This is a genomic window from Shimia isoporae, from assembly GCF_004346865.1.
In the GTDB taxonomy this organism is placed as follows: Bacteria; Pseudomonadota; Alphaproteobacteria; order Rhodobacterales; family Rhodobacteraceae; genus Shimia; species Shimia isoporae.
The window spans coordinates 704,052-724,831 of the sequence record NZ_SMGR01000001.1 but is presented as its reverse complement, the minus strand read 5'-3'; the positions used below and the strand labels follow the sequence as shown (position 1 = coordinate 724,831).

Sequence of the window (20,780 nt, the reverse complement as noted above, 5' to 3'; positions counted from 1 at the left end):
TTGACCTTCTCATATTGACCAGCCGTTCACTTCCGGATCTTTTCATGAGTATGACACCCGAGATCTCCGAAAAACTCCACGAGAGCTTCGCCAAACAGTCCATGATGTCGACTTTCGGTGCCCGGATCGATGAGATCAGGCACGGCCAAGTCACACTGCATGCGCCCATCAATGAGGGATGCATGCAACAGCACGGCTTCGCACACGCAGCTCTGACGTTTGGGTTAGGGGATTCTGCCGCTGGATATTCCGCGTTGTCTGTCATGCCGTTAGAGGCCGAAGTTCTGACAAGTGAAATGAAGATTCACCTGCTCGCACCAGCAAAAGGTGAACGGCTTGAGGCCGTCGGCAAAGTCATCAAACCGGGCAAACGGCTGGTGATTGTTCAAGCAGAAGTGTTCGCCGTCTCCGATAGCACACGCACACAGGTCGCGTTGATGACCGGAACCATGGTGCCTGTTCTGCCAAAGTAAAAGGCGGCCCGCGTCAGGACCGCCTTCCAAGCTGTTCACAAGGCGGCCATTTACGCAGTTAAGCCCTCGGGCTCAGCCAGACCATTTGCCCGGCAACAGGCCGTCACCGTGTTGGCCAGTAGGCAGGCAATCGTCATCGGGCCGACGCCACCCGGCACAGGTGTGATTGCGCCAGCAACGGCCGCCGCGCTTTCGTAGTGCACGTCGCCCACAAGCCGGGTTTTGCCTTCGCCCTTTTCCGGTGCATCAATGCGATTGATGCCAACGTCAATCACTGTTGCGCCTTCCTTGATCCAGTCGCCGGGCACCATTTCCGGACGACCCACGGCCGCCACAACAATGTCCGCGCGCCTCACAACTTCCGGCAGGTCCTTGGTACGGGAGTGCGCGATGGTCACGGTGCAGCTGTCGCCCAGCAAAAGCTGTGCCATCGGCTTGCCCACAATGTTGGAGCGCCCAATCACAACCGCATCCATGCCGGACAGGCTACCGTGATGGTCGCGCAGCATCATCAGACATCCAAGCGGTGTGCAAGGCACCATGGATTTCTGACCCGTACCCAGCAGACCCACGTTCGAAATGTGGAACCCGTCAACGTCCTTTTCGGGCGCAATCGAGTTGATAATCAGATCTTCGTTCAGATGCCCCGGCAACGGAAGCTGAACCAGAATGCCATGCACATTGGGATCGTTGTTAAGCTGATCCACAACCGCCAGAAGATCCGCTTCGGAAGTGTCTGCCTCCAGCTTATGTTCATAGCTGTTCATGCCGGCTTCTACGGTCTGTTTGCCTTTCGAGCGCACATAAACCTGGCTTGCGGGGTCTTCACCAACCAACACAACAGCCAGCCCGGGCGTGATGCCGTGCTCTTCTTTCAGGCGTGCCACATGGCCTGCCACCTTTTCGCGGACCGTCGCCGCAAAGGCTTTGCCGTCAATCACTTGCGCTGTCATCTTGATCTCCCGTTAAACGTCTGTCCGGGCATAGCTGTCCCGGTAGTGGTCCATTTGCATCCGCGTTGCCAACACGGCGTTTTTCATCAGAGTTGCCACCGTCACGGGCCCTACACCGCCCGGAACCGGCGTGATCCAACCCGCCACTTCGGCGCAGCTTTCAAAATCCGCATCGCCCACAGTGCGCGGCCCGTCCGGTGTTTCCACACGGTTAATCCCGATATCGATCACCGCGGCCCCCGGCTTGATCATGTCTCCGGTCACCAGACCGGGTTTCCCAACGGCAACAAACACGGCATCTGCGGCTCGGCTGTGCATCGCCACCGAACGCGTCATGTGGTGACACACCGTGACCGTCGCCCCTAGGCCCATCATCAAAAAGGCAATGGGTTTACCGACAATTTCGGAATGCCCGATCACCGTCACGTTCAAACCTTCCATCTGCAAAGGCAACGTTTTCAGAATTTCCACGGCCGCCACCGCAGTACAGGGACCTAGCGCAAGATCGTTGTAAACGATGTTGCCGATAGAGGCCGGATGCATGCCTTCCACGTCCTTCAACGGATGCACGGCTTTTTGCAGCGATTTAACTGGAATATGCTCGGGCAGCGGACGCTGGATGATGATGCCATTCACCCGTGGGTCGTGATTCAACCCCTGTAGAATTCCGATCAGCTGCTCCAAGGAGGTCTCGGCCGGATAGTTGCGCGCCTCAAACTGCACTCCCGCGCTTTCGGCCTGCTTCTGCTGGTTGCGCACATAGAGTTCGGCTGCCGCCGTTTCACCCACGCTCACAGACACCAGCCGAGGCGACCAACCCAGCTCGCTCAACTTCTGCGCCTCCGCCCTGACGTTGGCCCGCAGCTCCGCGGCCACTGCTTTTCCGTCAATCACTGCTGCGCGCATGGTTCGCTCCGCTATTCGAAATCGATGGTCCGCGCTTCGCGCGCGATGGACCAGTCGATCAATTCTCGCCACATGACCTCTACGATCGACGGGTCCAACCCTTCGGTTTCGGCCGTGGCTTTCACTTTGGCCACCACGTCTTCGACGCGGGCCGGAATGGAGGCAGGCAGCCCGGCCTCCGTCTTGATCTCTACCGCCCGATCGATATAGCCCGTGCGCTTTGCCAGAAGCCGCACCAGATCACGGTCAAGCGCGTCAATCTGATCGCGCAAAGTCGGCATGTCGGGGCAATCGGCGGGGTCAAGCATGGCGTTCCTCTCGGAATTTCTCGCGCATGCCCTACCCCGCCTTTTGCCAAACCGCAATGCGGATCAGAACAGGCCTTCGACCAGACCTTCTTCGTTGATGCGAATGTTCTCTGCCGCCGGATGACGCGGCAGACCCGGCATGGTCATGATCTCACCGCAGATCACCACCACAAAGCCAGCGCCCGCGCTCAGACGCACTTCCCGCACCGGAACAGAGTGGCCTGTCGGCGCACCGCGAAGGTTCGGATCGGTCGAGAAGGAATACTGGGTTTTGGCCATACAAACCGGCAGATGACCATAGCCAGCTTCTTCCCACTGACGCAGCTGGTCACGGATCTTCTTGTCCGCCAACACTTCGTCCGCACGATAGATCGAGGTCGCGACACGTTCGATTTTCTCGAACAGCGACAGTTCGTCTTTGTAAAGGGGCGCGAATTGGCTCACACCGGCATCCGCAATCTCTGCAACCCGGGTAGCCAGTTCCTTGGTACCTTCGGACCCTTTTTCCCAGTGCTGACATAGGATCGCTTCAGAGCCCTGCCCCTCAACATAGTCCTTCACGGCTTGAACTTCTGCGTCGGTGTCGCTGACAAAGTGGTTGATCGCGACAACAACCGGCACGCCAAATTGTTTGAGGTTGCCGATGTGACGCCCAAGGTTAGCGCACCCTTCGTTCACTGCATCCACATTTTCCGCGCCAAGATCTGCCTTGGCTACGCCACCGTTCATCTTCATGGCACGGATCGTTGCCACCAGTACAACGGCGTCAGGCGCAAGGCCGGCCTTGCGGCACTTGATGTTCATGAACTTCTCGGCACCTAGGTCCGCACCAAAGCCCGCCTCTGTGACGACATAGTCCGCGATTTTCAGCGCAGTGGTAGTGGCAATCACTGAGTTACAGCCGTGCGCGATGTTGGCAAACGGCCCGCCATGAACGAACGCTGGGTTGTTTTCCAGCGTCTGCACGATGTTTGGCTGCATCGCATCCTTCAGCAGCACGGTCATAGCGCCATCCGCTTTGATGTCGCGGGCATAAATCGGGCTGCGGTCACGACGATAGGCGACAATCATGTCTCCCAGACGTTTCTGCAGGTCTTCCAGATCGGTCGCGAGACACAGGATCGCCATGACTTCAGACGCCACGGTGATGTCAAAACCTGTCTGACGTGGGAAGCCATTGGCCACGCCGCCAAGCGAAGTCACGGTGTCACGCAGCGCTCGGTCGTTCATATCCAGCACGCGACGCCAGCTCACCCGACGCTCATCGATCTCGAGCTCGTTGCCCCAGTAAATATGGTTGTCGATCATCGCCGAAAGGAGGTTGTGCGCCGAAGTGATCGCGTGGAAGTCGCCTGTGAAGTGCAGGTTCATCTCTTCCATCGGAACAACCTGAGCATAGCCACCGCCGGCGGCGCCACCCTTCATACCGAAGTTCGGCCCAAGCGATGCCTCGCGAATGCAGATCGCCGCCTTCTTTCCGATCGCGCAAAGCCCGTCACCAAGGCCCACGGTCGTGGTTGTCTTGCCTTCGCCAGCCGGAGTCGGGTTGATCGCGGTGACAAGGATCAGCTTGCCGTTTTTGTTGCCCTGAACAGAATTGATGAAGTCTTGGCTCACCTTGGCCTTGTCGTGGCCATAGGGCAGCAGGTCATCGCTTCCGATACCCAGCTTGGCGCCGATTTCCTGAATCGGGCGTTTCTTGGCCTCGCGGGCGATTTCGATGTCGGTTTTGAAACTCATGACGGTCCCTGTCGCAAAATGTTGGCGCTCTCTCTGCTTCTTTTGTAGCGCTCACAAAGGCGCCGGCGAGATGCATTTCCGACATTTAGAGCGCTTCTTGCGTCGACATGCGCGGCACCCGTTTCGTTTTGGAAACGTAACGTCAACATCGGCACCGTCCGTGTCAAAAATTGAGACTCACTGTGCCCGCGCGGTCTCCAGTTCACTCCAGACCGGTTGATCGGGAATAAACAGCCGCAATTTGTCTCCCAGATTGAGCGTTCCCGGCCGCTCGACCCAGGCCGTTACACCGCGCCGGTTGTTGGCGGCCGGTTTGAACTTCTTGCCGAAGCCCTCGTGCACACCTTCAATCACACGACCCGGAAATACACAGGGACGGTTTTCCATATCGATGGTGATCGTCACACCATCCGGCCCCTGAAGGCGCGAGTTCGGCGGCACGTGCGTAAAATCGGGTATCCCCTTGATCACCAGCGACGCCCCTACCCAGGCCGGATCAAGGCTTGCCAACCCCATTTCGGCGGCGATCTCATCTAGCTCTTCCTGACTCAGAACAGACATCTGGCGCACATTTACGATCTCGGTGCCCTTCGGATAAAGCGCCGAGACCCGCACACAAGAGGCCCGCGTCACACCGGCGTGGCTTTCGTTGTCGGCCCCACCAAAGGCAAGCGGCAACGTCGTGGCGCCCTGTGCCTGCAAATCCGTACCTCTGTCAGAAACCCGTCCCAGCCAGACAACTTCCGCTTCAAATCTCGTTGGTTTCAACGCAGGCATTCTGCCGCTCCCTCTCGAATTGCTTTGCCAAAGGAGTAGACAACCACCGTCTCTCAGACAACGCACGTTTGGTGACGGGGGCAATCAGGGGTCGTGATCCTTTGGCTGACCCGATGCAGCCCCATCGGCAGCGTTACCGTTCTTCTCGCACCGGATGGGTGCCACAAAAGGTCACCGCCCAAGCCCGTTCTCGTCGTGCAGCCCACAAAAAAACCCCCAAGGTGCCCTCACACCTTGGGGGTTTCTAGTCTTGGGTCCCTTCTCAGGGTCTGTCCCTCGGATCAGCCGGTGGGTTCCGGCTCCATCCCGCCATCATCACCAGACGGCTTGCTGCGGGGTTTGGTTTTCGGAATGGCAGTCACGCTGGGCGCGTTGCCTTGGTCAGAGGACTCATCGTCATCACCTGTGTTCGGCGGCTCACCGTTCATGACGCGTTTGATCTCGTCACCGGTCAGCGTCTCATATTCAAGCAGACCCTGCGCCAAACGTTCCCATTCCTCATTTTTCTCGGTCAGGATCTTCAAGGCGTCGTCATAGCCCTGCTGGATGAAGCGCTTCACTTCTTCTTCGATCAGCTCCTTGGTGGTCGCAGACACGGAGAACCCGCCTGCACCGCCGTTGGCTTGGTAACCCGCCGCCGCTTCCTGGTAGTCAATGTTGCCCACCTTGTCGGACATGCCCCATTGCATCACCATGGCACGCGCTAGGGCACTGGCCTGCTGAATGTCACCGGCTGGGCCGTTAGACACGTGGTCTTCACCGTATTTGATCACCTCGGCCGCCTTGCCTGCCATGGTCATCGCCAGCTTCTGCTGACATTCATCACGGTGATAGTTCAGGCGGTCCATTTCAGGCAGGCTGACAACCATGCCCAGCGCGCCACCGCGCGGAATGATCGTCGCCTTGTACACCGGATCACACAGCGGCAGTTCAAGACCGACGACGGCGTGACCTGCTTCGTGATAGGCCGTTTTCTCTTTCTGGTCTTGCGTCAAGACCATCGACCGGCGCTCGGCGCCCATCATAACCTTGTCTTTGGCAGCTTCAAAGTCTTCCATCGTGACGAAACGACGACCCACGCGTGCTGCCATAAGCGCAGCTTCATTCACGAGGTTTGCCAAATCCGCACCAGAGAAGCCCGGCGTGCCTCGCGCAATGATACGCAGGTCCACGTCAGGACCCAGAGGCGTTTTGCGGGCATGCACGCCCAGAATCTTTTCGCGGCCCTTAATGTCGGGATTGCCCACAGTCACGTTGCGGTCAAAACGACCCGGACGCAGAAGCGCAGGGTCCAGAACGTCCTTGCGGTTGGTGGCCGCGAGGATGATCACACCTTCGTTGGCCTCAAAGCCGTCCATCTCTACCAGTAGCTGGTTGAGCGTCTGTTCGCGCTCGTCGTTGCCACCGCCATAACCTGCACCACGGTGGCGGCCTACGGCGTCAATCTCGTCGATAAAGACAATACAGGGCGCGTTTTTCTTAGCCTGCTCGAACATGTCGCGCACACGTGAGGCGCCCACGCCAACGAACATTTCCACAAAATCGGAACCGGAGATTGTGAAAAACGGCACGCCCGCCTCGCCCGCAATCGCGCGCGCCAGCAACGTCTTACCAGTACCCGGAGGGCCGACTAGCAGAGCGCCTTTTGGAATCTTACCACCGAGTCGCGAGAATTTCTGCGGGTTGCGCAGGAATTCGACAATCTCTTCAAGCTCTTCCTTGGCTTCGTCGATGCCGGCCACGTCGTCAAAAGTCACGCGACCATGTTTCTCGGTCAACATCTTGGCCTTGGATTTACCAAAGCCCATCGCGCCGCCCTTGCCACCGCCCTGCATGCGATTCATGAAGTAGATCCACACACCGACCAACAGCAGAACCGGCAGCATGCTGAACAGAAGCGCCTGGAATCCGGAGGTTTCCTGGCTCTTCGCTGTGACCGGAATATTGTTATCAATCAACAAGTTGGTCACCTCGGCATCGCCAGGCATGATGGCAACGAAACTCTCGCCGCTCTTGGTTGTGTAAACTGCCTTCTCACCGTCCAGCGTGACCGACGCCACTTCGTCTCTGTCCACTGCGGCCACAAAATCAGAGTAGCTCTGATCGCGGCTCTGGAGTGCCGATCCGTTGCTGTCAAAAAGGTTGAACAAGGCCAGGATCAGCAAGAAAATGACGACCCAAAAGGCTATATTGCGCGCGTTGCCCAAGGCAAATCTCCCGTAAAAACCGCCGCGGTTCCTAACATGGCGGCGATTAGAGTTAAATAGACATCACAGAGCACAGTTCAATGCGTTTTTGCGCTTGTTTGTCTCCATTCATCCAAACACGTCCCGCCCGTTGATCAACTCAGCATACCAGCCTTCACCAAATCCAGCCAGCGGAGCGGCGATCAATTCCTCGCCACGCCAGACTGCAGGCGAGGACAATAAGCTCACACGCGGCACACCCGTTTCCCTCCAGTTCCCGCAGAGCGCCAACCCGGCTTCTCCCAGCGCACCAACGACCCCGCCCTCAACGTCAGGGCCCCGAACCATCCAACGTCCGTCCCAGACGCTGCCGAATGCGACAACTTCGGACTGAACCGCCCTCAGTTCTCTGGTGATGGTTACGCTGTTTTTTCCCTTCAAGATCAAACAGCCGTGCAGGCTCGTAACCTTCTCCGCGTCAAAGACGGCTGCCAGCGTCTTAAATCTGGGCCGGTAGGCCTGCCCCGACACAAAAGACAGGGCATCCGCAAGCAGCCGGAAGGCAAGCGATTGAGGCAGCGCGCTCCAAACTGCGGCGTCCAGTACAATGTCGCCACGGGACTGCTGTGCGAATTGCGCCTTGGCCTCCGCAGCCGCCCAATGAAGCGTGGTTCTCTCGCGTCCCATATGGTCCGCGGTCTGCACAAGGCGTTCGACGGTCAACCCCAATGGTTTCAGGACATCCATCATTTGCCGCGCTTTAACACGGTCAAAGGTCGTATCCTCGTTACTTGGATCGTCGGCCCAGATGATTTTTTCCGTGCGCAAGTATGAACGGAGATCCTCGCGGCGTGCACTCAACAAAGGCCGCAACCACGTAATCTCGCCCTCTTTTCGAACTTCCGCCATGCCGGCCAAACCGTCCACGCCGGAACCGCGCGCCAACCGCATCAAAAACGTCTCGGCCTGATCGTCCGCTGTATGCCCCAAAACCACGTGGGAAATGCCATGCGACCGGGCCCATACCCGAAGCGCCTCACGCCGCCCTTCACGGGCCGACGCCTGCAAATTGCCACCACGGTCCCACTTCCAGTCCAGAACGTCGTGGCGGAGGCCGTGCTCCGATACGTAGTTTGAAACCAGGGCTATTTCATCGGCGGCCGCGTCTCGCAAACCGTGGTTCACGCTGGCCACGGCGAGTGTCGCGCGCCCCCACCGGCGCAAAAGGTCGAGCACGGCCATGCTGTCCCCACCGCCACTGACGGCCACACCAATTGTCTCTGGGACATTTTGTTCAAAGGCACCTTGCAGCGCCTTTGCCATCATCTCGTCAAGCGCATGCACCGCTCAGGAACACTGCAGCGACATCATTTCATCCCGCGCCTGCGTTACGAACCCGCTGGCCGGATACCGTACGCCGACCTCGTTCAACGTCACACAAGCCTCATTGGTCTGCCCCAACGCGCCCAGCGATTTGCCTAGGCGAAATAGGGCCTCTGGCGCGGTGCCGGCCTGCGGACCACCGGAATAGGCTTCCAGAAACGCGCGTGCGGCATCCGTATTCGCGTTCATACCTTCCAGAGCCTGCCCACGACGAAGGTGTGCTTCCGCTTCAAGCGGGCTTCCGGGGTAAGTTTGTACAAACGCTGCGAACTGGTCCGCTGCCGCTCCAAAGTCGGCACCGTCCAAGGCCGTCATGGCACGCCCAAAATCGGCTTCTTCGCCCACGGCTAGCTCACTACTGTCCACCGCATCACCAGAACCGCTGGTATCGGTTTCAACAACGCGGCTGTCCTCGACATCACCACCAAGTGTCGTGGTTTCGCCCAAAGCGCTCAGATCGCCGCCCTCAAGCTCGACAAGCCGGAATTCTAGGTCCCCAATACGGTTGGTACCGTCTTCGACGATCCGTTCGACACGAAACTGCAACTCCTCGGTTTTGCCCGTGAGCACTTGCAACTGCCGCTCGATTGCATCCACCCGCTCCAGCGTACTCGCACCCGCGGGCGCCGTGCTACCAGCCCCGCCAGTGGTCGACAGTTCGCGTTTCAGCCGCTGAATATCGACATAAAGCACAGTCAATTGCTGACGGATATCCGCCAGCGTTTCGTCGCTGCTCTCCTGCGCCGCCCCCATCATCGGGGCCAGCGCCAGGGCCAATGCGGTCAAGCCGCCAAAAACCGTGCTCTTCATTTCCATATTCTCCGCGCGCTTAGCCCGACAAGCCCGCTGTCAGCACCGTCACAGACCGACGGTTCTGCGCATAACATGCCTCTTGCGAGCAAACCTCGATCGGACGCTCTTTACCATAGCTCACTGTGCTCAAACGGTTCGCCGCGACACCTTGGGACACCAGAAGTTCTTGCACCGACGCCGCACGTCGCGCGCCAAGCGCGAGGTTGTATTCACGTGTGCCCTGCTCGTCGGCATGACCTTCAATAACGGCTGTGTAATCCGTGTTTGCCAACAGCCAGTTGGCCTGCGCCAACACCACAAGCCGCCCCTGTTCGCTCAAAGTGGACTGATCCACCTCAAACAGGACACGATCTCCGATCGTTTCGTTGAAATAGGCAACAGACGTCGGATCAGACGGGTTGCCATTCTCGCCGACACCGGTGCCCGGACCGGTACCACTACCGTCCAGATGCGGTTGACTACAGGCGGCCAAAGCCAGCCCTGCCACGACAAGCGCCACTTTGCTCAGATGTTTCATCTCAATGTGCCTCTTCGTTTCCTTGCCTGTTCTTGCGCCAGTCCTACCACAACCGCCGCTCTGATAAAATATTGCCTTACTGAAGCGGCGACCATGCGGGGTCAGACCCGCCGCCACCCACTTCGACACGCTTCAGGTTGCGCCCGGAAACATCGACCGAATAAAGCGCGCTTACGCCATCCGATCCCCGTGTCTCGCGTGTGAACATAATGACCCGACCGTTGGGCGCCCATGTCGGCCCCTCATCAAGGAACGAGGCGGTCAGCAACCGCTCTTCGCTGCCATCCGTGCGCATAACGCCGATGTGGAACCGGCCTTTGTTCTGTTTGGTGAAGGCGATCAGATCCCCGCGCGGGCTCCAGACCGGCGTGCCATAGCGCCCCTGACCGAAACTGATGCGCTTTGCCTCGCCGCCACCTGCATTCATAACGTAAAGTTGCGGACTGCCGGATCGGTCGCTTTCGAATACGATCTGCTTGCCATCGGGGCTGAAACTCGGCGCGGTCTCGATTGAAGGTGTCGATGTCAATCGACTGCGCTTCCCGCTTCCGATGTCCATCTTGTACAGGTCGGTGTTGCCCCCCTCTGTCACAGACATCACCACGCTCTTTCCGTCCGGACTGAAACGCGGTGCAAAACTCATCGTCCCGCTCTGGTTGCTCAATACGCGGCGCTGAGCAGAACCCACGTTCAACAGATAGACCTGCGGAAATCCTGTTTCATAGCTCGTGTACAGAACCCGGTCGCCGGTGGGCGAGAAACGCGGCGCAAGGACAATATCCTTGCTGTCTGTAAGATAGGTCAGGTTCGCCCCGTCATAATCCATCACGGCAAGGCGCTTCTTGCGGTCGTTTTTGGGGCCCGTCTCGCTGACGAACACGACGCGGCTGTCAAAGTAGCCGCCTTCGCCAGTAATCCGGCTATACACCGCGTCCGCAACCTTGTGCGCCATACGCCGCCAACCGTCCGTGGTACCTTTGAACCGCAAACCGTTACCAAGCTCCTGCCCGGCAAACACGTCAAAAACCCGGAACTTCACCTCAAGCTGATTGCCCGACACCGAAACGCCACCGGTGATCAGCGCTTGCGCGTTGATCGCTTTCCAGTCCGCGAACTGCACAGGACTGCCGAAATGCGTGATCGTCGAGATATGCGCCTTGGCCGGAATTTCGCGGAACAAGCCGGTTCCATTCAGGTCCGCCGCGATAACCCGGGCCAGATCTTTGGAGATCTGGTTTGACCCCGGGGTCTCAGCCACAAAATCCGGCACGGCATAAGGCAAAGGCTCGATCACACCATCAGTGATCTCGATCCGCAAAGGTCCACTTTGCGCCTGTGCCGATTGCCCAAAGGCACCCAAGGCACAGAGTCCGATCAGAAGGGTCGCAGCCAGTTTCTTCATTTGCGCCTCATTTTCTCCGGATTGAAGGTAATTTCCACGTCTTTCCAGTGGTCGTATTTTTCTTGTGGCAGATCATAGCCGCTTTTCTGGCATCGAAGAACGGCTCTTCGTGCCGCCTGAAATGCCGTGCGCACAGCGGCTTCATCGCCGCCAGTGGCATCAATCAGCCTCACATCACCCTGCACCTTGCCGTTGCGATCGAGTGACAGCCCGACAATCACGGTCACGTCCGCAGCACGGCTGCCCACATCCACGACCCAGCATTGTTGCACGGAAAGGCGCAACGCATCTTTCTCTCCACCGGTCAGCGGTGGTCCCGAAGGCGCTGGAGACGGCTCGCTCTCCGCGGCCTCTGCCAGTGCCGCGGCAACTGCGTCGTCCGTTGGCGTGGGGGTGGGTGTCGGCTCCGGCTCGGTCACAGCAGGGCGTGCCGGGCGCAGTTTCGGGCGCAACGAGCTTGTGGGGGCTGCGCTGGCCACGTCTTCCTGTTTTGGTTCCGTGATGATTTCCGATGAGGCCGCCTCTGGAGCAGTGTCCTCAAGCACCTCTTCCGCTGCCTGACCGGACTCGTCAGGCTGGGTGGCTTCCTGAACATCGTCCGCAATCGTGGTGTCAGGTTTGGGTTGTGCCACAGGCTCGGGTGCCACCCGGTCTGCCGGCACAGGATCAGGCTGAACCGGTGTATTGGGAATTACAACAGCGGTATCGACCTCCGGTTCGGGCAAAACCGGTGCATCATCCATCACGTCTTCCGGTTCGGGCGGCTGCGGGTCGGGCACAACCGGAGCCGTATCCGGCTCGGTTTCGACAATCTCTTCGGGAGCAACCTGCGCAACGTCCTCGTCGGGCTGCTCTGCAACTTCGGGTGCTTCGGTTGCTTCTGGCGGTTTGGGAGCGACAACCTCGGAACTCAGGTCCGGCGCTTCTCCCGGTGGCGTTAGCGCTGCGAACTCTTCTGCCGTAATGATCGCTACTTCAGACACCTCGACAGGCGGCAGGTCCGAGCGGAAAGCACCGCCAAACAGAACCCAGCCGATCAGCCCCACATGGGCCGCGCCAGAGATATAATGTCCGATATGCACCTATTCGCGCTCCGGCTTATTGCCCGTCTTGCCCGTCAAGTGTCGGCCCGCCGACATCGGTCACAAGACCCACGTTTGAGAACCCGCCCGCATTGAGCGCTCCCATGACCTGCACCACGGCCTCATAGGGGATTGCCCCGTCGGCGCGCAGATATACGCGATCACTGTCGCGCTCTGCGGCAACCGCACGCAGCATAGGCACGAGCTCGTCGGCAGCAACTTGCGTCGTCATCACGCTGATGGACAGGTCTGCGGCGATGGTCACGGTCAGGGGTTCTTCCTGTTCGCCCGGCAAAGGGTTCGCCGCTGTCTTGGGCAATTCCACGGGCACTCCGACGGTCAGGAGCGGCGCTGCCACCATGAAGATGATGAGTAACACCAGCATGACGTCCACAAACGGTGTCACGTTGATTTCGCTCATCGGCTGGCTGCCACGCCGGCTGCGGCGACGCCGTTTGCCGCCGCCTCCGCCTGATTTCATTACACCCGCGCCCATAACTCAGGCGTCCAACTGACGGCTGAGGATGGTGGCAAACTCATCGGCAAAGGCCTCATATCCGGCGATGATCCGGTCGCTGTCCGCGCTCAGCTTGTTGTAGAAGATCACCGCGGGGATTGCGGCAAGCAAACCCAGCCCCGTCGCCAAAAGCGCCTCGGCAATACCCGGTGCCACAACTGCAAGATTGGTGTTCTGCTGCGCGGCGATCTCGATAAAGGCATTCATGATGCCCCAGACGGTTCCGAACAGCCCCACAAATGGCGCCGTCGATCCGACCGTCGCGAGAATGGGCAAACCGTGTTGCAGCTCGTCTGCTTCCTTGGCGATGGCCACATCCATAGACCGGTCAATCCGGCTTGTGGCGTTCGCGATCAGCCCGCCATCCTGACGGTGGCTGCGCTGCCATTCGACCATTCCGGCTGCAAAAACCCGCGCCGAACGCCCACTGGGTTCCGGCCCAATCTCTTCGAACAGCTTGTCCAGTGGTTCTCCAGACCAGAAAGCCCGGTCAAACCGCGCCGCCTCGCGCCGCGCTTTGCGATACATGATGTGTTTCTGGATAATCACCGACCAGGCCCAAAACGAGGCCACGATCAGCATGATCATCACTAGTTTTACGGTCAGGGTTGCGCGCGCAAATAACGCCCACATCGAAAAATCGACTGCTGCTTCCATACTGCCTGCTCTGCTTTCGGCCCTCTTCTGGGGCTTTGATTTGCTGGAAAGTTAACGCAGGTCCAGTGCGAAAGCTATCAATTTGGCGTCAGAGGCAGCAAATGCCCCTGATTAGTGCACCATTTGGCGGATATCCGCCGGTAAACGCACCGGTTGGCCTGTTTCGTTCATGCAAACCACGGTCACAGTCGCCTGAAACAACAGCTCCTCGCCCCGTTTTACCCACTGATCCATGACCAGTCGCGCTGCGGAAACGCTGCTCACCTTCGTCTCGACGGTCAACTGGTCGTCCAGAACGGCGCTGCCAAGGTAGTCACATTCCACCCGCCGCACCGCAAAGACGATACCTTCTTCCTTCATCTTAAGCTGATCCATCCCGATCTCGCGCACCCACTCGCTGCGACCACGTTCGATGAACTTGAGATAGTTGGCGTAATAGACGATCCCCGCCATGTCGGTGTCTTCATAGTAGACGCGGATCGGCAGGGTGTAGATCATGGCAGGTGCTCCGGAATAAGGTTGTCAAATGCGTAGGAGGAAACCGACGTTTGGGCAATACCCACCGTGCCCTCACCCATCCGCCTGGATCAGATGCACATCGCGCTGCGGGAACGGGATGGAGATGCCTTCGGCGTCAAAGGTCTCTTTCACCAGCCCCGTCAGGTCCCAGTACACGTCCCAATAATCTTCCGTCCGCACCCAAGGACGACAGAACAGATTGACCGAACTTTCCCCGAGTTCCCCGACAAAAATCGCAGGCGCCGGATCCGGCAAACAACGTTTGTCCGCAGCCACAAGTCCCTTCAAAACCTCAAGGGCTTCCGGCGCGCTATCGGAATAGGCGATACCAAACACCAGATCCACACGACGGGTTTTGGCCGCACTCACGTTGGTAATCACATCCCCCCAGATCTTGGAGTTCGGCACAACGATGATCTGGTTGTCGAACGTGCGGATTTGCGTGGAAACGACCGACATGTCATCCACCACACCGCTGGCCCCCGACACTTCGATAAAATCGCCGGTATCGAAGGGTTTGAGAACCATGATCATCAAGCCGCTCGCCAGATTGCCGAGCGTGTCCTGTAGCGCAAAACCGAGGATAAAGCTCAACCCGCCAAACACGGCAAACAGAGGTGTGACGTTTACCCCTGCGATGCCCAGCGCAATCATCAGCCCGACAACAACTGTGATCCAATAGACTACGGTCAAAACAAACCCACGCAAAAGGTTCGACATCGCGGGCAGCCGCCGCAATCCGCGGGCCGCGAGATTGCGCACAAACCGTGCAACAAACAACAAGACAATCAGGGAAACAAAGAACACGGACGTCTTCATCAAAAAGCCCAGCCCGCCATCGCGCGATCCCAACCAATCCCAAGCAATGGAAAACAGCGTTGCCGGATTGGTTGCTCGAATCGTCGCCCCTGCAACCACGGTCAAATACCTTTGGTGGGGGTCAATTTCTTCTGCCTTGCCGCCCTTGGCGGTCCAACTGGCAATAACGGCACGATAATTGTCAGCCACGCGCGTCTGCTGTTCCAGCGTCGCCTCAACCTGTGCCCGCGCCGCTTTTGCTGCGTCACTATCTCCGCCATCGTCTTTCTGGCTCAATTCCACAAACTCGGAGATGACGTCCGAAAGGTGACCCTGCCACACATCAGCAAGCTCCGAAATCTGCGCAACGGTCAGCGGAACCACAAACAGTTCCAATTTTTCGGTTTCAACAGTCGGATCACTGGCTTGTGACACCATGTCTTCCGAAGACGCCTGTGCGCACGCCGCCCATACTCCGAATAGGAAAATCGTGAAAACGCACATCAGCCACTGGGGCAACGTTCTGAAATTCGCCATGTTCCAAAACCTTTCAAATCAACTACCCAGCATCTTTCCCTTTCGCTTAGCGCTTTTCAAGTTTGACAAATCAAAAGGCCACCCGCGGTTGAGCGGATGGCCAAAACTGGTCCGGGTAAATTGTCTAGATACCGATACCCGCGAAGCGAACACCGCTCAGGTCGGCCATTTCGCGCTTCCAGGTTGTGATGTCGTCGCGATTGAGATCTGACAGGCTGGAATGTCCGCACGCCCGCGCCAGAACCTGCATCAGTTCAACGCTTGCACCAAAGTACCGTGCCAATTTCTGGGCGCCCACCTGCACATCAAGCCGCTTGCGAAGTTCGGGCTTTTGCGTGGCCACCCCGACCGGACAATTGTTGGAGTTGCACATCCGCGCCGCGATACAGCCTACGGCTTGCATCGCCGAATTGGACACCGCCACCGCATCCGCTCCCAATGCCATCGCTTTCACAAAGTCCTCGGCCACCCGCAAACCGCCGGTGATCACCAAAGTAACTTCGCTGCCTGCCTTGCTGTCCAGATGTCGGCGCGCCCGTGCGAGGGCCGGAATGGTGGGCACTGAAATATGGTCGCGGAATATCAGAGGCGCGGCACCGGTTCCGCCGCCGCGTCCATCCAGAATGATGTAATCTGCACCCGCTTCCAGTGCAAAATCGATATCAGCTTCGATGTGGTTGGCAGACAGCTTGAACCCGATCGGAATGCCTCCGGACCTTTCCCGAACCTGATCCGCTACTTTCGCAAAGTCCGCAGGGGTCTTGAGATCCAAAAACGTGCTTGGGGAAATGGCGGCCTGCCCGGGCTCCAAACCCCGCACATCCGCGATCTTTCCCTGTACTTTCTCCCCCGGCAGATGGCCGCCAGTGCCGGTCTTTGCCCCTTGTCCACCTTTGAAATGGAATGCCTGCACGCGCTCTGTCAACGCCACATCCCATCCAAATTGGGCGCTCGCCAACTCATAGAAATAACGTGAGTTTTCCGCCTGCTCCTCTGGAAGCATGCCGCCTTCACCGGAGCAGATACCTGTCCCTGCCATCTGCGCGCCCCGCGCCAATGCGGTCTTTGCCTCTTCGCTCAAGGCCCCATAGCTCATGTCGGACACAAACAGCGGAATTTCCAGCGTCAGCGGCTTCTTCGCACGTGGTCCAATCACCACCGAAGTCGCAACCGGAGCATCGTCCAACAAGGGCTTTCGCGCCACTTGTGCGGGCAGGACCTGAATATCGTCCCAATGCGGTAGATCTTTGCGGGGCACACCCATCGACCCCATCTCGCCGTGGTGACCAAGCTTGCTTAACCCGTCGCGCGCCAGTTCATGAATTCGCGCCACAGTGGGTTCTTCCGGCGTCGGCACGGCCTCCGGCACATCCGACACCGGCTTCGGCGCCGGATCACCGATTTTGAGTTCCCCAAGTTTGGCGTGTGTTCCATCGCAAAACGGCGCATTCGCACTGGCTTTACACTGACACAAAAAGGCAGTGCCGCTCTTTTCGGCGACAAATTTCTTGGGTGTCATTCCTGTGCCAGCGTGACTTCCGTCACAGAACGGTTGGTTTTTGGACCGCCCGCAACTGCACCAGAAATAACTCTTCCCTTCTTCCAACTCGACTTTGGTGGGGTTGGTCGCCGCAATGATGGGCACGTCGCCTGCCATGATGTTCTCCCGTTCGCATAAGGTTGGTACGATTCACACTGCACGGAAGATCTAACGCACAAAACCCTATAGAAATGCACATCAAGGTGCGTAGAAGCGCAGAGGTAGCCGGAAGACAGCAAGGCCGGCTTTGGCCGCCTTGTCAGTTGTCCAGCCGCAGTCTTGCGAATAGCCTCAAAGCATGGCTGGCATCCACACTCGCCGGCGGCATCATCCGGTCATAGGCCGCCGCTGCCACGGCAGCAATCTCGGGCCGCAGGACCGTCGCGCCGCTGTCAGGCACCACCGCAAGCGGCGAGCTGTCGCGGAAAGCCTCCGGCCCCCAAGTGACAATCACCTGCACCGCCTCGCCCAACGCCAGCGCCTCTGCCGGAATTTTCGACATCGCTGCATTCATGCGCAAAAACACAAAAGCCGCCTGAATGGAGCCGTCATTGTCAAACCGGAAGGCCCGATACTGCGTGGCGTCTGCGGTCTGCAGCTTGCCGACCAGTTCTTCCAGCCCGGGGATCATCCGCTCAAGATCGGGCACATCCAACAATTCCGCCCATTCGCGGAAAAAGAACACCATCAGGTTGCTGCCAAGTTCAGGGTCGGTCTCCGCCATCTGGTGCCCAACGAGAGTTGCAACCGCTTCGATCGCGCCTTTCACGGTCGCCAGCGTCTCGTCCTGCACACCAAAAACCACCGGCGCGATTGGCCGTCCCCAACGGGCAAAGCCGTAGCTTCCGTCCTCACGTGTGAACAGGCGCTCTACGTCTTCAGGTGTCATCTCGGGTATCCTCTACCGATCTCAAATAGGCGCCCCACTTCTTGTCCAAAGCAGCGCCAAGGTCCACCCCCTGACATTGGCCAAAAAAACGCAAGAAGCCAAAAAGGTCGGCTAATTGTCATCAATATCAGATTGCATAGCATCCGATGCCAAATCCGCGCGACGCCAAGCTCTTCAAACTGTCGCAAACAAATCTCACTGTTCCAGCAGGCGCAAATACCATACCGACGCCAAACCGACGTTTTGCAGACGCTTTGCAGCCTCACCCAAACAGGTTCGATTGTTCATTTTTGCGTGGCGCCTCCAGCCCAAGATGACGCCATGCCTTTTGCGCCAACATTCTTCCTCTGGGGGTGCGCTGCACCAGACCTTGCTGCAACAAAAACGGCTCGATCACTTCCTCAATCGCGTCCCGGCTTTCGCTCAATGCCGCAGAAATTGTGTCGATCCCAACCGGCCCGCCACCATAGTTCTCAGCAATGAACGTCAGGTACCGTCGGTCAGCCCCATCCAGCCCGAGATTGTCCACGCCCAACCGCGTAAGCGCCCCGTCTGCAAGAGGTTTTGTTATCTTCCCATCACCTTCGACGAGGGCGAAATCGACCACCCGACGCAGCAATCTTCCGGCAATCCTGGGTGTTCCTCTCGATCGCCGCGCGATCTCGCGGGCACCTGCTTCATCCGCTGGAACACCAAGCTTGCGCGCGTTACGCGTTACGATCTCGTTGAGTTCGTCCTCGGTGTAGAACTGCAGCCGCGTCGGAATCCCGAAACGGTCCCGCAAAGGTGTTGTCAGCAAGCCCAAACGGGTGGTCGCCCCGACCAGCGTAAAAGGCTGCAACTCAATCCGTACCGTCCGCGCAGCCGGCCCCTCACCAATCACAAGATCAAGCTCGAAATCTTCCATCGCCGGATAGAGAACTTCCTCCACAGCGGGATTTAGCCTGTGAATTTCATCAATAAAAAGGACGTCTCGCGCTTCAAGGTTGGTCAGGATCGCGGCCAGATCGCCTGCCTTTGCCAGCACCGGACCAGACGTCATACGAAAGTTCACCCCCAACTCTCGTGCCATGATCTGCGCCAAGGTGGTTTTCCCCAGCCCGGGCGGTCCATGAAACAGCGTGTGGTCCATCGCCTCACCGCGCCGCTTTGCGCTCTCAATGAAGACACGCAGGTTGGCGCGTGCCTCTCGCTGTCCGATAAACTCTTCAAGCGCCTGCGGCCTCAAGGCTCTATCAGCGTCTTCCGGTCGGGCTTCGGGGCGCAATGTCGGGTCCGGCTGGTCCATGAATTATCCCTTCGGCGCCAAAAGCTTGAGAGCCGTTCGGATCAGGTCTGCGGCTTCAGCGTCCGGCATCTCTCCAGCCGCCTCCGCCACGGCCTGTGCGGCCTCGCTTGGGCCATACCCAAGGTTGCCCAAAGCTGACAACGCATCCGCCTGAACGCTCGCTGCAGCTTGGGCCGCGGCCCCGCTTGCAGATGCGCCGGATCTCAAACGCGAAGGCGCGACGTCGCTATCGTCAATAACATCCTCGGATGCTGGCGCTTCTGCCGGGGCATCTCCCATCGCCTGAGACAAAGTCCCGCCCAGAGCCATGATCTCGGGCGCCTTGTCCTTCAACTCGATCACGACTCTTTGCGCAGTTTTCGGACCAATGCCTTTTGCCGCCTTGATCGCAGTCACATCACCAAGCGTTATGGCGCGGCTCACACCGTCCGCACCCAAAGTGCCAAGAATAGCCAACGACGCTTTGGCCCCAATGCCCTGAACGCTCATCAGGAGCCTGTGCCACTCTTTCTCAAAAAGCGTGGTAAACCCAAAAAGCTGCAACAGGTCTTCGCGCACCAGCAAATCCGTATAAAGCGCCACAGCCTCACCCGCAGGCGGCAACGTTGCCAACACGCGGTCGCTGCAATAAACGACATAGCCAACGCCGTTCACATCGATCAGCACATGATCCGTCGTGCGGTATTCCACTCTTCCGGAAATCTTGCCAATCATGCGCTCGCCCTCTTCAGTGCCGCATCATATCCCGCACCCGCTTTGGCATAGTGCGCATGACAGATTGCGATCGCTAACGCATCCGCTGCGTCCGCGCCGTTGATGCTCACACCCGGCAATTGCAGTTTGACCATGTGCTCGACTTGATGTTTCTCGGCATGGCCAACCCCGACCACAGTCTTCTTCACCTTGTTCGGCGCGTACTCTCCAATAACCAAACCGGCCTGCGCGGGAACAAGCAACGCGATCCCTCTGGCCTGCCCAAGCTTCAGAGTGCCGGCACCATCCTTGTTCACGAATGTCTGTTCAATCGCAGCGTGGTCTGGCTGGAACCGCGCAACCACGTCGGTGAGTTGCTCATGTAGGCTCAGAAGGCGTGCCGCCAGATCCGCGCCCACAGAATGGCAAATCCCGTTTGCCACGTGCGAAAGGCGACTCCCGTCGGCGTCAATCACGCCCCACCCCATATTGCGCAACCCGGGATCGATTCCCAAAACCCGCATAATTTGCCTCACTGCCAAGTAGTTTTTCACATTTTCTCATGCAGTAGCACGAAACGGGAACAAACTCCAAGACAATAGCACATTGTGAATTTGCGACAGAAGAATGCTTATTGCCGACAATCGTTAACGCCCCAGCAACAATTTGCGGTCAAATACGACACCCAAAAGGTCGTTTTCCGCCTTAATTTTAAGGGAAATAGGCGGATTTCTACCTATGCAAAAATTGCATCCCACCTATGAAGTAATACCTCTTGTTTCCTTAACGACCTATCCATATT

Annotated in this window: 21 protein-coding genes; 1 reads left to right on the top strand and 20 read right to left on the bottom strand. The window is 58.3% G+C overall.

Annotated features, from left to right (window positions below):
• Positions 1–50 precede the first annotated feature (50 nt).
• Complete coding sequence (locus BXY66_RS03590) at positions 51–473, top strand: PaaI family thioesterase (RefSeq protein ID WP_132860324.1); 423 nt, start codon at positions 51–53, stop codon at positions 471–473.
• Positions 474–523: 50 nt separating this feature from the next.
• On the opposite strand, the gene folD is transcribed toward BXY66_RS03590, so the two are convergent.
• From folD to ruvC, 20 genes are all read right to left on the bottom strand, one after another.
• On the bottom strand, positions 524–1,426 hold the full coding sequence (gene folD, locus BXY66_RS03585) for a bifunctional methylenetetrahydrofolate dehydrogenase/methenyltetrahydrofolate cyclohydrolase FolD (RefSeq protein WP_132858804.1): 903 nt from the start codon (positions 1,424–1,426) through the stop codon (positions 524–526).
• A gap of 12 nt (positions 1,427–1,438) precedes the next feature.
• Positions 1,439–2,332, bottom strand: coding sequence for a bifunctional 5,10-methylenetetrahydrofolate dehydrogenase/5,10-methenyltetrahydrofolate cyclohydrolase (locus BXY66_RS03580; RefSeq protein WP_132858803.1), 894 nt, complete (start codon positions 2,330–2,332; stop codon positions 1,439–1,441).
• Positions 2,333–2,343: 11 nt separating this feature from the next.
• Complete coding sequence (locus BXY66_RS03575; protein WP_132858802.1) at positions 2,344–2,640, bottom strand: chorismate mutase; 297 nt, start codon at positions 2,638–2,640, stop codon at positions 2,344–2,346.
• A gap of 63 nt (positions 2,641–2,703) precedes the next feature.
• A complete protein-coding gene (locus BXY66_RS03570; RefSeq protein WP_132858801.1) occupies positions 2,704–4,380 on the bottom strand; it encodes a formate--tetrahydrofolate ligase in 1,677 nt (558 codons plus the stop codon).
• Positions 4,381–4,557: 177 nt separating this feature from the next.
• Complete coding sequence (locus tag BXY66_RS03565; protein WP_132858800.1) at positions 4,558–5,157, bottom strand: MOSC domain-containing protein; 600 nt, start codon at positions 5,155–5,157, stop codon at positions 4,558–4,560.
• A gap of 281 nt (positions 5,158–5,438) precedes the next feature.
• Positions 5,439–7,364: an ATP-dependent zinc metalloprotease FtsH gene (ftsH, locus tag BXY66_RS03560; RefSeq protein ID WP_132858799.1), complete on the bottom strand. Its 1,926-nt coding sequence runs from the start codon at positions 7,362–7,364 to the stop codon at positions 5,439–5,441.
• A 108-nt stretch (positions 7,365–7,472) separates the two neighbouring features.
• Positions 7,473–8,666 carry a tRNA lysidine(34) synthetase TilS gene (gene tilS, locus BXY66_RS03555; protein ID WP_165929096.1) on the bottom strand — a complete coding sequence of 398 codons (1,194 nt, stop codon included), beginning with the start codon at positions 8,664–8,666 and terminating at the stop codon, positions 7,473–7,475.
• A 24-nt stretch (positions 8,667–8,690) separates the two neighbouring features.
• Entirely contained in the window at positions 8,691–9,542 is an 852-nt protein-coding gene (gene ybgF, locus BXY66_RS03550) for a tol-pal system protein YbgF (protein WP_425057056.1), read from the bottom strand.
• Positions 9,543–9,555: 13 nt separating this feature from the next.
• Complete coding sequence (gene pal / locus BXY66_RS03545; RefSeq protein ID WP_132858796.1) at positions 9,556–10,056, bottom strand: peptidoglycan-associated lipoprotein Pal; 501 nt, start codon at positions 10,054–10,056, stop codon at positions 9,556–9,558.
• Between the two features lie 76 nt (positions 10,057–10,132).
• On the bottom strand, positions 10,133–11,458 hold the full coding sequence (tolB, locus tag BXY66_RS03540; RefSeq protein ID WP_132858795.1) for a Tol-Pal system beta propeller repeat protein TolB: 1,326 nt from the start codon (positions 11,456–11,458) through the stop codon (positions 10,133–10,135).
• Positions 11,455–12,540, bottom strand: coding sequence for an energy transducer TonB (locus BXY66_RS03535; RefSeq protein ID WP_132858794.1), 1,086 nt, complete (start codon positions 12,538–12,540; stop codon positions 11,455–11,457). The genes tolB and BXY66_RS03535 overlap by 4 nt, the downstream gene beginning before the upstream one ends.
• Before the next feature lie 16 nt (positions 12,541–12,556).
• A complete protein-coding gene (gene tolR, locus BXY66_RS03530) occupies positions 12,557–13,036 on the bottom strand; it encodes a protein TolR (RefSeq protein ID WP_132858793.1) in 480 nt (159 codons plus the stop codon).
• 3 nt (positions 13,037–13,039) lie between these two features.
• Positions 13,040–13,714: a protein TolQ gene (tolQ, locus tag BXY66_RS03525; protein ID WP_132858792.1), complete on the bottom strand. Its 675-nt coding sequence runs from the start codon at positions 13,712–13,714 to the stop codon at positions 13,040–13,042.
• 111 nt (positions 13,715–13,825) lie between these two features.
• Complete coding sequence (gene ybgC, locus BXY66_RS03520; protein WP_132858791.1) at positions 13,826–14,212, bottom strand: tol-pal system-associated acyl-CoA thioesterase; 387 nt, start codon at positions 14,210–14,212, stop codon at positions 13,826–13,828.
• A gap of 72 nt (positions 14,213–14,284) precedes the next feature.
• Complete coding sequence (locus BXY66_RS03515; protein ID WP_132858790.1) at positions 14,285–15,568, bottom strand: mechanosensitive ion channel family protein; 1,284 nt, start codon at positions 15,566–15,568, stop codon at positions 14,285–14,287.
• 124 nt (positions 15,569–15,692) lie between these two features.
• Positions 15,693–17,225, bottom strand: a complete 1,533-nt coding sequence (locus BXY66_RS03510; RefSeq protein ID WP_132858789.1) for a glutamate synthase-related protein — start codon at positions 17,223–17,225, stop codon at positions 15,693–15,695.
• A 142-nt stretch (positions 17,226–17,367) separates the two neighbouring features.
• A complete protein-coding gene (locus BXY66_RS03505; RefSeq protein WP_132858788.1) occupies positions 17,368–17,997 on the bottom strand; it encodes a hypothetical protein in 630 nt (209 codons plus the stop codon).
• Positions 17,998–18,259: 262 nt separating this feature from the next.
• A complete protein-coding gene (ruvB, locus tag BXY66_RS03500; RefSeq protein ID WP_132858787.1) occupies positions 18,260–19,285 on the bottom strand; it encodes a Holliday junction branch migration DNA helicase RuvB in 1,026 nt (341 codons plus the stop codon).
• Between the two features lie 3 nt (positions 19,286–19,288).
• A complete protein-coding gene (gene ruvA, locus BXY66_RS03495; RefSeq protein ID WP_132858786.1) occupies positions 19,289–19,999 on the bottom strand; it encodes a Holliday junction branch migration protein RuvA in 711 nt (236 codons plus the stop codon).
• A complete protein-coding gene (ruvC, locus tag BXY66_RS03490) occupies positions 19,996–20,502 on the bottom strand; it encodes a crossover junction endodeoxyribonuclease RuvC (RefSeq protein ID WP_132858785.1) in 507 nt (168 codons plus the stop codon). Before ruvC ends, ruvA begins: the two co-directional genes overlap by 4 nt.
• Between the last annotated feature and the right edge of the window lie 278 nt (positions 20,503–20,780).